General features: G+C 71.3%; 12 protein-coding genes. 6 read left to right on the top strand and 6 right to left on the bottom strand.

The annotated features are described in order from the left end of the window. The first annotated feature begins 47 nt into the window (after positions 1 to 47). Positions 48 to 1,091: a serine hydrolase domain-containing protein gene (locus ACZ470_RS05440; RefSeq protein ID WP_468424614.1), complete on the top strand. Its 1,044-nt coding sequence runs from the start codon at positions 48 to 50 to the stop codon at positions 1,089 to 1,091. 113 nt (positions 1,092 to 1,204) lie between these two features. On the opposite strand, the gene ACZ470_RS05435 is transcribed toward ACZ470_RS05440, so the two are convergent. Next, entirely contained in the window at positions 1,205 to 2,911 is a 1,707-nt protein-coding gene (locus ACZ470_RS05435) for a glycerol-3-phosphate dehydrogenase/oxidase (RefSeq protein ID WP_468424612.1), read from the bottom strand. A 274-nt stretch (positions 2,912 to 3,185) separates the two neighbouring features. Between ACZ470_RS05435 and ACZ470_RS05430 the strand changes: the two genes are divergently transcribed. Beyond that, positions 3,186 to 4,394: a nucleotide sugar dehydrogenase gene (locus ACZ470_RS05430; RefSeq protein WP_468424610.1), complete on the top strand. Its 1,209-nt coding sequence runs from the start codon at positions 3,186 to 3,188 to the stop codon at positions 4,392 to 4,394. 637 nt (positions 4,395 to 5,031) lie between these two features. Here the strand turns inward: ACZ470_RS05430 and ACZ470_RS05425 are convergent. The 4 genes from ACZ470_RS05425 to ACZ470_RS05410 all read right to left on the bottom strand — a co-directional run bounded on the left by ACZ470_RS05425 (position 5,032) and on the right by ACZ470_RS05410 (position 9,923). After that, on the bottom strand, positions 5,032 to 6,156 hold the full coding sequence (locus tag ACZ470_RS05425; protein ID WP_468424609.1) for a GuaB3 family IMP dehydrogenase-related protein: 1,125 nt from the start codon (positions 6,154 to 6,156) through the stop codon (positions 5,032 to 5,034). A gap of 105 nt (positions 6,157 to 6,261) precedes the next feature. Further along, positions 6,262 to 7,767: an IMP dehydrogenase gene (gene guaB / locus ACZ470_RS05420; protein WP_468424608.1), complete on the bottom strand. Its 1,506-nt coding sequence runs from the start codon at positions 7,765 to 7,767 to the stop codon at positions 6,262 to 6,264. 160 nt (positions 7,768 to 7,927) lie between these two features. After that, positions 7,928 to 8,515, bottom strand: coding sequence for a sigma-70 family RNA polymerase sigma factor (locus ACZ470_RS05415; protein WP_030829597.1), 588 nt, complete (start codon positions 8,513 to 8,515; stop codon positions 7,928 to 7,930). Positions 8,516 to 9,311: 796 nt separating this feature from the next. Beyond that, a complete protein-coding gene (locus ACZ470_RS05410) occupies positions 9,312 to 9,923 on the bottom strand; it encodes a response regulator transcription factor (protein ID WP_003948568.1) in 612 nt (203 codons plus the stop codon). 380 nt (positions 9,924 to 10,303) lie between these two features. Here ACZ470_RS05410 and ACZ470_RS05405 point away from each other — a divergent pair, with 380 nt between their 5' ends. Then, entirely contained in the window at positions 10,304 to 10,633 is a 330-nt protein-coding gene (locus ACZ470_RS05405; protein WP_468424607.1) for a WhiB family transcriptional regulator, read from the top strand. An 89-nt stretch (positions 10,634 to 10,722) separates the two neighbouring features. Here the strand turns inward: ACZ470_RS05405 and ACZ470_RS05400 are convergent, their stop codons facing one another. After that, positions 10,723 to 11,619 carry a LysR family transcriptional regulator gene (locus ACZ470_RS05400; RefSeq protein ID WP_468424605.1) on the bottom strand — a complete coding sequence of 299 codons (897 nt, stop codon included), beginning with the start codon at positions 11,617 to 11,619 and terminating at the stop codon, positions 10,723 to 10,725. Positions 11,620 to 11,699: 80 nt separating this feature from the next. On the opposite strand from ACZ470_RS05400, the gene ACZ470_RS05395 reads away from it, so the two are divergent. The 3 genes from ACZ470_RS05395 (at position 11,700) to ACZ470_RS05385 (ending at position 14,027) form a co-directional block, all read left to right on the top strand. Further along, the gene (locus ACZ470_RS05395) at positions 11,700 to 12,380 is read left to right on the top strand and encodes an MOSC domain-containing protein (RefSeq protein ID WP_468424603.1); all 681 of its coding nucleotides are present in this window, start codon (positions 11,700 to 11,702) and stop codon (positions 12,378 to 12,380) included. A gap of 61 nt (positions 12,381 to 12,441) precedes the next feature. Continuing rightward, positions 12,442 to 13,215: an SDR family NAD(P)-dependent oxidoreductase gene (locus ACZ470_RS05390; protein ID WP_468424602.1), complete on the top strand. Its 774-nt coding sequence runs from the start codon at positions 12,442 to 12,444 to the stop codon at positions 13,213 to 13,215. Positions 13,216 to 13,319: 104 nt separating this feature from the next. Beyond that, complete coding sequence (locus ACZ470_RS05385; protein WP_468424600.1) at positions 13,320 to 14,027, top strand: ester cyclase; 708 nt, start codon at positions 13,320 to 13,322, stop codon at positions 14,025 to 14,027. Positions 14,028 to 14,042 lie beyond the last annotated feature (15 nt).

Below are 14,042 nucleotides of genomic sequence, written 5' to 3'. Positions count from 1 at the left end.
CGCCGCAGCGCCCTGCATGATGGGCGTCCCACAAGGGAGGAGTCGGGATGCCGCCGCTGCGGACACTACTGGCCGTTCCCGTGTCCCTGGCGCTGCTCGCCCTGTCCCCGGCCTCCTCCTCCACCCCGTCGGCGCCGCCGACGGACGCTCTCCTTCCGCTCCTGGTCACGCGGGGCGACGCCCCCGCCGCGGCCATGCTGGCCCTGGCGGAGAGCGGTCCCCGCTATGCCCACGCCGGCCCGGACATCGAGCGTGCGGACCACTTCCGCGCGGGCAGCGTCACGAAGACGTTCGTCGCCACGGTCGTCCTGCAACTGGCCGACGAGGGCCGCCTGTCACTGTCCGACACCGTGGAGGAGCACCTGCCGGGTCTGGTGCGGGGAGCGGGCAACGACGGCCGCGCGCTGACCCTTCGCTCCCTGCTCACCCACACCAGCGGCCTCCACGACTTCGCCGCGGACACGCGAGGCACCGTCCCCGTCACCCCTCTTCAGGCCGTACGCATCGCACTCACCCACCCCCCGGCCGCCCCCGGCCGCTTCTCCTACTCGAACACCAACTACGTTCTGCTCGGCCTGGTCGTCGAACAGGTCACCGGCCGCTCGTACGCCGACGAGGCCGAGCGCCGCATCATCGCTCCGCTGCGTCTGACGGGCACCTCCTTCCCCGGTTCCCGGACCTCTCTGCCCTCTCCGCACGGCCACGCCTACGCGGCCGACGGAACCGACGTCACCCGGCTCGACCCGCGGGTGGCCGGTGCCGCGGGCGAGTTGGTGACCACGCTCGCTGATCTGGACCGCTTCTACGCGGCCCTGCTCGGCGGTGAGCTGCTGCCCCCGCGCCGGCTGCGCGAGATGCTCGACACCCGCGCCGCACACGGCTCGTACGGGATGGGACTGTTCCCTGTGACGCTCCCCTGCGGCACCACGGTGTGGGGGCACAACGGACGCATCCCGGGCAGCTACGTACGCACCGCGGCCACCGCCGACGGCCGACGTGTCCTCACCTTCCGGGTGAACACGGACGCGATCGCGGACCCCGGTCTCGAACCGGCACTGCTCGCGGCCGAGTTCTGCCCCCGCACGTCATAGAACGCCCCAGGGACGGCGCCCCTCAAGGGGCGCGGGGAACTGCGCAAAACGGGGGTCCGGGGGCGAAGCCCCCGGTGACGGGACGGGAAGGGGCGGCGGGGGCGAAAGAACGCCTACAGCGGCACGATGTCCGGCGCCCCCAACCGCGCCGCGTCCGCCGTCAGATCATCGGGCTGCCGCTGCGACTCCCGTTCGGCCTCCACCCGCTTCTCGTAGTGCTCCACCTCGCGCCCGATCTGGTCCTTGTCCCAGCCCAGCACCGGCGCCATCAGTTCGGCGGCCTCCCGGGCGCTGCGCGTGCCCCGGTCGAACGTCTCCATCGAGATGCGGGTGCGCCGGGTCAGCACGTCGTCCAGATGCCGTGCCCCCTCGTGCGAGGCGGCATAGGTGATCTCGGCGCGCAGATAGTCGTCGGCGCCCCCCAGCGGCTCGCCCAGCGAGGGGTCCGAGGCGATGAGGTCCAGGACCTCCTCCGCCAGCGCGCCGTAGCGCTGGAGCAGGTGCTCCACCCGTGCCGTGTGCAGTCCGGTGCGCGCGGCCGTGCGCGCACGCGCGTTCCACAGCGCGTGGTAGCCCTCGGCGCCCACCAGGGGCGTGTCCTCGGTGACGCAGTCGGCGACGCGCACGTCGAGTCCGTGCACCGCGGCGTCCACCGCGTCCTTGGCCATGACCCGGTACGTCGTGTACTTGCCGCCCGCCACGACGACCAGTCCGGGCACGGGATGCGCCACGGTGTGCTCGCGGGACAGCTTGCTCGTGGCGTCCGACTCCCCGGCGAGCAGCGGCCGCAGGCCGGCGAACACGCCCTCCACGTCGTCCCGCGTCAGCGGCACCGCGAGCACCGAGTTCACGTGCTCCAGCAGGTAGTCGATGTCCGCGCTGGAGGCGGCGGGGTGCGCCTTGTCGAGGTCCCAGTCGGTGTCCGTGGTACCCACGATCCAGTGCCGGCCCCAGGGTATGACGAACAGCACGGACTTCTCGGTGCGCAGGATGAGCCCGGTCGTGGAGTGGATGCGGTCCTTGGGGACGACCAGGTGGATGCCCTTCGAGGCGCGGACGTGGAACTGTCCCCGCTCGCCGACCATCGCCTGGGTGTCGTCGGTCCACACCCCGGTGGCGTTGACGACCTGCTTGGCGCGGACCTCGTACTCGCCACCGCCCTCGACGTCCTGCACCCGGGCGCCGACGACGCGTTCGCCCTCGCGCAGGAAGCCCGTCACCCTCGCGCGGTTGGCGGCCTTCGCGCCGTACGCCGCCGCCGTGCGCACCAGGGTCGCCACGAACCGGGCGTCGTCCATCTGGGCGTCGTAGTACTGAAGGGCGCCGACCAGCGCGTCCTTCTTCAAACAGGGTGCGACCCGGAGCGCGTGACGGCGGGTCAGGTGGCGGTGCACGGGCAGGCCCCGGCCGTGCCCGCGGGCCATCGCCATGGTGTCGTAGAGGGCGACGCCCGCTCCGGCGTACAACCGCTCCCAGCCCTTGTGCTGCAACGGGTACAGGAACGGCACCGGACGCACCAGATGCGGAGCGAGCCTTTCCAGCAGCAGGCCGCGCTCCTTCAACGCCTCCCGTACGAGGACGAAGTCCAGCATCTCCAGATAGCGCAGGCCACCGTGGATCAGCTTGCTGGACCGGCTGGAGGTGCCCGACGCCCAGTCACGCGCTTCCACCAGGCCCGTGGACAGACCGCGCGTCGCGGCGTCGAGCGCCGTACCCGCACCGACCACGCCGCCGCCCACGACCAGCACGTCCAGCTCGTGCTCGGCCATGGACGCGAGTGATTCGGCGCGCTGCTCCGGCCCCAGTTTCGCTGTCCTCACCGCTGCCTCCCGCTCATCGGTCGCATCGGCCGCACCCGTCGGGCGAAGCCCGGTCCCCCACCCTCATGCCCAAATTCTGACCGGCTTGCCCGACTTCAGCCACCACGCACCCCCAGCCTGTGGACAACCCTCGCGGAGCGACTCACCGAAACTCAGCCGATCAATCCCACATATCGGTCATATTTACTCCTAGTCTGACATTGCGCTCGCCTGTCCAGTCCACAGGACTTGCGCACCTGTCGCACTCCGGCTATCGGGAAGGACGGCCCACGCCATGCCCGCAGATCTCGCCGTCATCGGACTCGGCCCGTACGGCCTGCCCCTGGCCCAGGCCGCCGTCGCCGCCGGCATCGCCACCGTCGGTTACCGGACCGGCCCCGAGGCGGGCTCCCTCAGCGCCGCCGAACAGCGCCGCATGCTCGCGCAGGGCTTCCGGACGACCGCCAACCCCGCCGAGCTCGGCCGGGTGCGCACCGCGGTCATCTGCGCGCCGACCCCGCGCGGCGCGGACGGCGGGCCGGACCTGGGCCAGGTGGAGACCGCCGCCCGCACCCTCGCCGCGCGGCTGCGCCCGCACACCACGGTGATCGTGGAGTCCCCCGTACCGCCCGGGACGACGGAGGGGCCCCTGCTGCGCATGCTCGAGTCGGGGTCGGGTCTCCGCGCGGGGCGCGATTTCCATCTCGCCCACTCCCCCAGTCGGGTCGATCCCGGCAACCGCGACTTCACCCCGGCCAACACCCCGAAGGTCATCGGCGGCCTCACCCCCGCCTGCACCGAGTCCGCCGCCGCCTTCTACGGACGGATCACCGACAAGGTGGTACGCGCGCGTGGCCTGCGCGAGGCGGAGACGGTGCAGCTCCTGGAGTCCAACTTCCGGCACGTCAACATCGCCCTCGTCAACGAGATGGCCGCCCTCTGCCACGACCTGGGCATCGACCTGTGGGACGTCCTCAGATGCGCGGAGACGAAGCCCTTCGGCTTCCAGGCCTTCCGCCCCGGCCCCGGCGTCGGCGGCCACGCCGCCCCCCAGGACCTGACCGCCCACGCCGGCCGCACCCTGCGCATGGCGGAACTGGCCCAGGACGTCAACAGCCGCATGCCCCGCTACGTCGTGCAGCGCGCCGCCGCCCTCCTCAACGAGCACGGCAAGTCCGCGCGCGGCGCACGCGTGCTGCTCCTCGGCGTCACCTACAAGCCCGACCTGGCCGACCAGCAGGGCGCACCGGCCAAGGAGATCGCCGTCCGGCTGATGGAGCTGGGCGCCTCCGTCAGCTACCACGACCCGCACGTACCGTCCTGGAACGTCCTCGACCGGCCCGTCCCCCGCGCGGACTCCCTCTACGAGGCCGCCGCCGAGGCCGATCTGACGATCCTCCTCCAGCAGCACCGCACGTACGACCTCCAGGGCCTCTCGGTGAAGGCCCAGCTACTGCTGGACACGCGGGGGGCCACGCCCACGGGGGCGGCGCATCGGTTGTGAGAGGGGGCGCGCGGGTGGCGCCCATGCCACAGGGGTTGGTGGTGGGCGGGCTGGCGCGCGGGTACGGTAGAAACAGGGTGGAGCCCACCGCAGCGGACACTGCGGCAGGCTCCTGAGAAGTGAACAGAGCGTCCACCTCTAATTCTCCTAGGGGTGGCTGCTCACCACCCAAAAGGTGGAGCCCACCGCAGCAGGCACTGCGGCAGGCTCCTGAAAGTGAACGGAGTGTCCACCCCTAGTTCTCGTAGGGGTGGCCGCTCACTTCCCGTAGATCCACAAGATGCACCTCCTCCGGAACTTCACCATCCGCAGACGGATCCGGTCCCAGGCGGTGGGCTTGCGGTGACGGCCCATGGCGCGCCCCCTTCCACGATGCCGCCATAGCCCGGTCGGCGGTCCGTCTGGAATTCGGGCCGGGCCCCGAGGGCCGGGGTCCGGAGACGATCTCCTTGGAAGGGGGCGCCCCAGAGAGCTGGGCCGCCGGGCACAGACATTACCGACCCGGAACCGCCCCTCCAGCGCGGATTCGCCCCGATGACAACCGCGCGCCCCCTGGACACCACGCGCGCCCCGCCTGGACACGCAGGAGGCCGGTCACCCCGTCAGGGTGACCGGCCTCCTCAATGCCGTCGAGCGGCTACCGCCGGTGCTGCGAGTCCGCCACCGTCACCTCGACGCGCTGGAACTCCTTCAGCTCGCTGTAGCCGGTCGTGGCCATCGCGCGGCGCAGGGCGCCGAAGAGGTTCATCGAACCGTCGGGCGTGTGGGACGGGCCGGCGAGGATCTCCTCCAGCGTGCCCACCGTGCCGAGGTCGACCTTCTGGCCGCGCGGCAGCTCCTCGTTGACGGCCTCCATGCCCCAGTGGTTGCCCCGGCCCGGACCGTCCGTCGCGCGGGCCAGCGGGGAGCCCATCATCACGGAGTCCGCGCCGCAGGCGATCGCCTTGGGCAGGTCGCCGGACCAGCCGACACCGCCGTCCGCGATCACGTGCACGTACCGGCCGCCGGACTCGTCCATGTAGTCACGGCGCGCGGCGGCCACGTCGGCGACCGCGGTGGCCATGGGCACCTGGATGCCGAGCACGTTGCGCGTGGTGTGCGCCGCGCCGCCGCCGAAGCCGACGAGCACACCGGCCGCGCCGGTGCGCATGAGGTGCAGGGCGGCCGTGTAGGTGGCGCAGCCGCCGACGATCACCGGGACGTCGAGCTCGTAGATGAACTGCTTCAGGTTCAGCGGCTCGTGCGCGCCGGAGACGTGCTCCGCCGAGACCGTCGTACCGCGGATGACGAAGATGTCCACACCCGCGTCGACGACGGCCTTGGAGAACTGGGCCGTGCGCTGCGGGGAGAGCGCGGCGGCGGTGACCACGCCCGAGTCGCGCACCTCCTTGATGCGCTGCCCGATCAGCTCCTCCTTGATGGGAGCGGCGTAGATCTCCTGGAGGCGGCGGGTGGCCGTCTCCGCCGGCAGGCCGACGATCTCGTCCAGCAGCGGCTGCGGGTCCTCGTACCGCGTCCACAGGCCCTCGAGGTTCAGCACGCCGAGGCCGCCGAGCTCGCCGATGCGGATCGCCGTGGCCGGGGAGACGACCGAGTCCATGGGAGCGGCCAGGAACGGCAGCTCGAAGCGGTAGGCGTCGATCTGCCAGGCGATCGAGACCTCCTTCGGGTCCCGCGTACGGCGGCTGGGGACGACGGCGATGTCGTCGAAGGCGTACGCCCGGCGGCCGCGCTTGCCGCGCCCGATCTCGATCTCAGTCACGTCTGTGGCCTTTCCCTGATGCGTTGCAGCGCCTTCCAGTATCCCCGACGGGCACGCCGAGGGCGGTCCCGGATGCGTCCGGGACCGCCCTGGAAGGCCTTCTGTCTACTTGCGGCTGTAGTTCGGCGCCTCGACCGTCATCTGGATGTCGTGCGGGTGGCTCTCCTTGAGGCCGGCGGAGGTGATCCGCACGAACCGCCCGTTGTCCTGGAGCTCGGGCACGGTCCGGCCGCCGACGTAGAACATCGACTGGCGCAGACCGCCGACGAGCTGGTGGACGACCGAGGAGAGCGGGCCGCGGTAGGGCACCTGGCCCTCGATGCCCTCGGGGACGAGCTGCTCGTCGGAGGCGACGCCCTCCTGGAAGTAGCGGTCCTTGGAGAACGACTTGCGGTCGCCGCGCGTCTGCATGGCGCCCAGCGAGCCCATGCCGCGGTACGACTTGAACTGCTTGCCGTTGATGAACAGCAGCTCGCCGGGGGACTCCTCGCAGCCGGCGAGGAGGGAGCCCAGCATCACCGTGTCGGCGCCCGCGACGAGGGCCTTGGCGATGTCGCCGGAGTACTGGAGACCGCCGTCGCCGATGACCGGGACGCCGGCCTCCTTGGCGGCGAGCGCGGCCTCGTAGATCGCGGTGACCTGCGGGACGCCGACGCCGGCGACGACACGGGTGGTGCAGATGGAGCCGGGGCCGACACCGACCTTGATGCCGTCGCAGCCCGCGTCGACCAGGGCCTGGGCGCCGTCGCGCGTGGCGATGTTGCCGCCGATGACGTCGACGCCGGAGGAGTTCGACTTGATCTTGGCGACCATGTCGCCGACCAGTCGGGAGTGGCCGTGCGCGGTGTCGACGACGATGAAGTCGACGCCCGCCTCGATCAGGGCCTGGGCGCGCTCGAAGGCGTCACCGGCGACTCCGACCGCGGCACCGACCAGCAGCCGGCCCTCGGCGTCCTTCGCGGCGTTGGGGTACTTCTCGGCCTTCACGAAGTCCTTGACCGTGATCAGGCCCTTGAGGACGCCGTCGTCGTCGACCAGCGGAAGCTTCTCGATCTTGTGGCGGCGCAGCAGCTCCATGGCGTCCGCGCCGGAGATGCCGACCTTGCCGGTGACGAGCGGCATCGGCGTCATGACCTCGCGCACCTGACGGGAGCGGTCGGTCTCGAAGGCCATGTCACGGTTGGTGACGATGCCGAGCAGCTTCTTGTTGCCGTCGGTGACGGGGACACCGCTGATGCGGAACTTGGCGCACAGGGCGTCGGCCTCGGCGAGCGTGGCGTCCGGGTGGATGGTGATGGGGTCGGTGACCATGCCGGACTCGGAGCGCTTCACCAGGTCGACCTGGTTGGCCTGGTCCTCGATGGACAGATTGCGGTGCAGGACGCCGACACCGCCCTGGCGGGCCATCGCGATCGCCATGCGGGATTCGGTCACCTTGTCCATGGCGGCGGACAGCAGCGGGATGTTGACCCGCACGTTACGGGAGACGTACGAGGCGGTGTCGATCTGGTCGGGTGCCATGTCCGACGCGCCCGGCAGCAGCAGCACGTCGTCGTAGGTCAGCCCGAGTGTCGCGAATTTTCCGGGCACTCCGTCGACGTTTGCAGTCATGACACCTTCCCCAAATGGCCTTGATCGGTGCGGATGTCCATGCTAACGGGCTGCGCGGCTGTCTCATTCCACGCTTTCGCACGGCTCCTGGCTTCGTATGTTCGTACGGGAGCGCCTGGGCGCCCGTTCATCCGCCGAAGGGGCGGCGCGACGGCGGGGGTTACTGCTCCGCCAGGGCGCGCAGCCGGCTCAGCGCGCGGTGCTGGGCCACCCGGACGGCGCCGGGTGACATTCCCAACATCTGTCCAGTCTCCTCCGCCGTGAGGCCCACGGCGATCCGCAGCAGAAGCAGCTCCCGCTGATTCTCGGGGAGATTGGCCAGCAGTTTCTTGGCCCATTCGGCGTCGCTGCTGAGCAGCGCGCGCTCCTCCGGGCCGAGGGAGTCGTCGGGTCGTTCGGGCATCTCGTCGGAGGGCACGGCGGTCGAGCCGGGGTGGCGCATCGCCGCGCGCTGGAGGTCGGCGACCTTGTGGGAGGCGATGGCGAAGATGAACGCCTCGAAGGGCCGGCCGGTGTCCTTGTAGCGGGGCAGTGCGAGCAGCACCGCGACGCAGACCTCCTGGGCGAGGTCCTCCACGAAGTGCCGGGCGTCGCCCGGCAGCCGGGACAGACGGGTGCGGCAGTAGCGCAGTGCCAGGGGGTGGACATGGGCGAGGAGATCGTGCGTGGCCTGCTCGTCCCCGTCGACCGCGCGATGGACGAGCGCACCGATCGCCCCTTGGGCAGTGCCCGCCTCGTCGTCGCGCATCGGTCCATGGTGCCTTGCGGACGTCGGGTCCGCGGCACCGTGTCCCTGGTTGTGCACCGAAGCGTTATGAGCAGGTGCGCCGGAACTCATCCCTTGCGCCCTCCCCTTCCGCTCGACCGACTCGTCCCCGAGGAACTCCACACCTCAAGGATGCGGCATCCGCGGCGAAACAAGCAGCGGGCACCCTTCGGCCACCGCGGATGCCCTGGTGGGCCCGGTTCCCACGGCGATTCCGAGGGCGTACGGGGAGGCCCCGAGGCAACGCGCCCCGCCGAGCCACGGGCCTTGGCATGGACGTTCGATGTCCCCGACCGACGACGACACCGCGGACCACCGTGACCACGGCCGTACACGGTCGGTGACCGGGCACCCGCGTCACCGCACTCACGTGCCCCGTACGCACCCTCACCACCGAGGGCGCGGGGCGCACGCGTCGCCGTGCGTATGCGTGCATCCGCGCCCCGCGTGCGCGCCGGTCACCGGCACCGCCGTGCCCGCATGGCGCCGGGACCCGGACACCGGCATCACCACCCGCGCGCGACAGCCGCGCACCCGCGCCACCACAGCGCCTCGCGCCGCTTCCGCGTACGTGGCGCGATCCCGACGCCCGGAGCTCCTCGCCGCCGCGCGGGCGGGGGCATCCACGCACCCCCGCTCACCGAGCGGCGCTCGAGACCGTGTGCCGTGCCGTCCGGCCCGACCTGAGGGAAAGGCCCCAGGGTCTGTCTTCCGGATCCTGCCGAGGCGGCCCGGGACAGCCCGCCGCCCGCTACCGACCCGATCCGGAGGACAGGCCCTAGCGCACCAGCCCCCACCGGAAGCCGAGGGCCACGGCGTGGGCCCGGTCCGAGGCGCCGAGCTTCTTGAAGAGGCGGCGCGCGTGCGTCTTGACGGTGTCCTCGGAGAGGAACAGCTCGCGGCCGATCTCGGCGTTGGAGCGGCCGTGGCTCATGCCTTCGAGGACCTGGATCTCACGCGCGGTGAGCGTGGGCGCCGCCCCCATCTCGGCGGAGCGCAGCCGGCGCGGGGCGAGCCGCCACGTGGGGTCGGCGAGCGCCTGCGTGACCGTGGCCCGCAGCTCCGCGCGGGAGGCGTCCTTGTGCAGATAGCCACGCGCGCCGGCGGCCACCGCGAGCGCCACACCGTCGAGGTCCTCGGCGACGGTGAGCATGATGATGCGCGCTCCTGGGTCGGCGGACAGCAGCCGCCGGACCGTCTCGACGCCGCCCAGACCGGGCATGCGTACGTCCATCAAAATGAGATCCGAGCGGTCGGCTCCCCAGCGGCGGAGGACTTCCTCGCCGTTGGCAGCCGTCGTCACGCGCTCGACGCCGGGCACGGTCGCGACCGCGCGGCGGAGCGCCTCTCGGGCAAGCGGGGAGTCGTCGCAGACGAGGACGGAAGTCATGGCCGCCCTCCGCAGCTGATGCGCGTCACCTTGAGCCTCCAGGCTGGTACGAAATCGTCACCTGTGCGGTCGACCGTCTCGGACGCCCGCCCGAGCGCTTGTTCCTTCAACCGCCTCGCACTCTCAACGACGGTCACTCGAAAGAGTTACGGGGCCGTCTGCCATCTTCGGCACTCTACGTGAGGAGGCGGACACGGCGGAGTCATGAACGACGGACCCCCCAACTTTCACCACAACCCGTGCCCCATTTAGCCCCTTTTCTTCCCCTTTGTTGGTGTCCGGGGCTAGATTCGCAATGAGTCATATTTTCATCTCCTTGGATCGTAGTTGTACGGTCGTGGACACCGGATCCGCCCAGAACGGCTACAAGGGGTCACGCAATGGCAGATTTCTCCCGCCTTCCCGGACCGAACGCGGACCTGTGGGACTGGCAGCTCCTGGCTGCCTGCCGCGGGGTGGACAGCTCGCTGTTCTTCCACCCCGAGGGCGAGCGTGGTGCGGCTCGGAGTGCTCGCGAGAACTCGGCCAAAGAGGTCTGCATGAGGTGCCCGGTGCGAGCCGAGTGCGCCGCACACGCGCTGGCGGTACGTGAGCCGTACGGCGTGTGGGGCGGACTGACCGAGGACGAGCGCGAAGAGCTGATGGGGCGTGCGCGCAACCGGCTGGTGTCGGCGTCGGCCGCCGCCGCGCATGCCGCTTCGAACAACTGAAGGAACGTTTCTCCATAGATCCCATAGAGCCGGGGCCCGCACGCGTCCTCGTGCGGCGCGCCCCGGACATCCCGGCTGCGTGGCGGCCGTTACCGGGCGGCCGCCCCCGCCAGCTTCTCCAGCGTCGCGCCGACCGCCGGCACCTGGGCGAGGTCCGGAAGCGTGAGCGCGACGATCTCCCGCCGCACGGCGGGTTCCAGCGCCACGGTGCGCACCCCCCGGGGCCGCACCGACTCGAGGGCCAGCTGGGGCAGGACCGCGACCCCGAGTCCGGCACCCACCAGCCCGGCGACCGCCGGATAGTCGTCGGTCGCGAAGTCGATGCGCGGGGTGAAGCCGGCCGCCTCGCACACCTCCACCAGCTGGCCCCGGCAGCGCGGGCAGCCGGCGATCCACGGTTCCTCGGCGAGTTCGCCGATGGCGACGGACCGCGCGCGGGCGAGCCGGTGCCGCTCGGGGACGAGCCCCACCAGCCGGTCCGACAGCAACGGCCGTACGACGAGGTCGTCCCACTCCTCGGCGCCCGCCGCACCCTCGTACCGGAAGGCGAGGGCCACGTCGCAGTCGCCCTCGCGCAGCATCTCCACGGAGCGGGGCGGTTCGGCCTCCTCCAGGGAGACCCGGGTGCCGGGGTGGGCCTCGCGCAGGGCGGCGAGGGCCGTCGGGACGAGCGTGGAGCTGCCGCTGGGGAAGGAGACGAGCCGGACCCGGCCCGCGCGCAGCCCCGCGATGGCGGCGACCTCCTCCTCGGCGGCGGTGAGCCCCGCGATGATCCCGGCCGCGTGCCGTACCAGCGCCTCCCCGGCCTGCGTCAGGCGCATCTCACGGCCGCTGCGTATGAGCAGGGGTGTGCCGACGGACCCCTCCAGGGCCTTCATCTGCTGGCTGACGGCGGGCTGGGTGCAGCCCAGTTCGCGGGCCGCCGCGGAGAAGGAACCGGTGGTGGCCACGGCGCGCAGCACGCGGAGATGACGGGCTTCGATCACCCCTCAAGGATAAGCCGACCTTTGACACGGCGCCGAATAATGCGTCGACGCTTTGATGACCATCGCCTACCGTGCGAGTCATGAAGCTTCTGTCTGTGAACCTCGGGCGACCCAAGGCCGTGCCGTACACGGATCACCGCGACGGTGTGACCGGCATCGACAAGCGTCCCGTGGACGGGCCGGTGCGGGTGGCGGCGCCGGGGGCCAAGGGGGTCGGCGCGAGCGGTCTGGCCGGGGACGCGGTGTGCGAGACGCGGCATCACGGCGGGGACGACCAGGCGGTGTACGCCGTGGCCCGCGAGGACCTCGACGAGTGGGAGCGCACGCTGGGGCGCACGCTGGCGAACGGCTCGTTCGGTGAGAACCTCACCACCGAGGGGATCGACGTGTCCGGCGCCCTGATCGGTGAGCGCTGGGCGGTCGGGCCCGAGGCGCTACTGGAGATCACCTCCGGGCGCATCCCCTGTCGCACCTTCCAGGGCCATCTGGGTGAGAAGGGCTGGGTGAAGCGGTTCACGGAGCGGGGCGCGCCGGGCGCGTATCTGCGGGTGATCAGGCCCGGTGAGATCCGCGCGGGGGACGCGGTACGGATCGTGCACCGGCCGGACCACGAGGTGACGGTCGCGCTCCAGTTCCGCGCGGTGACGACCGAGCGGACGCTGCTGCCCCGGCTGCTGGCGGCGGGCCCGGCCCTGCACCCGGAGGCGCTGGCGACGGCGCGGACGTACGTGGAGAAGTACGGGGCGGAGTCGACGGCCTGACGGGATGTCCATGGGATGACATGAAGCGGACGCCCGCACTCCAGGTAACTACTCTTGGGCCATGACAACGGCTCTGATTACGGGATCGACGGCTGGGATCGGTGCCGCGTTCGCGCGGCGGCTGGCGGCCGACGGACATGATCTGGTGCTGGTCGCCCGCGACACGGGCCGACTGCGCGAACAGGCGACCGAGCTGCACGACCGCCACGGCATCGAGGCGGAGGTGCTGACGGCCGACCTGGCGGAGGACAGCGGCATCGAGGCGGTGGCCGACCGCGTCGGCGACCGGAAGAACCCCGTCGACCTGCTGGTCAACAACGCCGGTTTCGGCCACAAGGGCCGTTACCTCGACGTCCCCATGTCCGATGAGCTGCGGATGCTCAAGGTGCACTGCGAGGCGGTGCTGCGGCTGACGTCCGCGGCGGTGGAGGCGATGCGGGAGCGCGGGCGCGGGGGCGTCGTGAACGTCGCCTCGACCGCCGCGTTCGTGCCGCGCGGGACCTACGGGGCGTCCAAGGCGTGGGTCGTGCAGTTCACCCAGGGCGCGGCGCAGGATCTGGCGGGCCACGGCGTACGTCTGATGGCGCTGTGCCCCGGCTTCGTGCGCACCGAGTTCCACGAGCGGGCCGGGATGGGCACGGACAACATCCCGAACTGGATGTGGCTCGACGCGGACAAGGTCGTCGCCGCGGCCCTCGCGGACCTGGCCCGGGGCAAGAAGGTGTCCATTCCCGACCCGCGCTACAAGGCGCTGATGGGGGCGGCGAAGCTGGTACCGCGCGGGATGCTGGGGGGACTCTCGTCGCGGACGGGACGGAAGTACGGCCCCCGCTAGCGGTACGTCCGTGGGGGTGCCGGCACGGCGGGACGGGGCCCGCGCCCCGGAGGAAAATGGGTGCTGACAGAACCCGGACCCAGGGGGGACCGGAGGCGAGCGCCATGACCTTCGTACAGCTCATCGACTGCCGGACAAACCGGTTCGAGGAGATCGACCGGCTCATGGACCAGTGGGTGGAGCAGACCAAGGGGAAGCGGACGGCGACCCACGCGGTGGTCGCCAAGGACCGCTCGGACACGTCGCACGTCGTCGAGATCGTGGAGTTCCCGTCGTACGAGGAGGCGATGCGGAACTCGCAGCTGCCGGAGACCGACCGGATCTTCCGGGAGATGGTGGCCCTCTGTGAGGGGACACCGACGTTCACGGATCTCGACGTGGTGCGCGACGCGCAGCTGAACACGGACTCCGCGCGGCGCTTCTTCGAGGTGCTGACCACCGCGGACGACCTCTCCCCGATGACGGGACTGGTCGAGGAGCACTACCACGACCACGACCCGGCCAACGAGCAGGACGTGATCGGCCTCGACCACTTCCGGCGCGAGATGGACGTGTGGCGCGGCGGCTTCGACTTCTCGTTCCGCCTCGAGGACCAGCTCGCGGAGGGGGACCGGGTGTGCACCCGGTGGAGCTGGGAGGGCACACACAAGGCCGACTTCCTCGGGATTCCGGCGACGGGGAAGAAGGTCGCCATGACAGGGACGACCATCTTCCGCTTCGGCGGCAACGGCAAGATCGTCGAGGGCTGGTGGCAGTACGACCGGCTCGGGCTGATGGCACAGCTGGGGGCGCTGGAGCCGGCGGAGATCTGAACCGGGGCCGGTGAC

It is taken from the genome of Streptomyces sp. NPDC031111, assembly GCF_055570675.1.
This window is presented reverse-complemented; position numbering and strand designations above follow the sequence as displayed.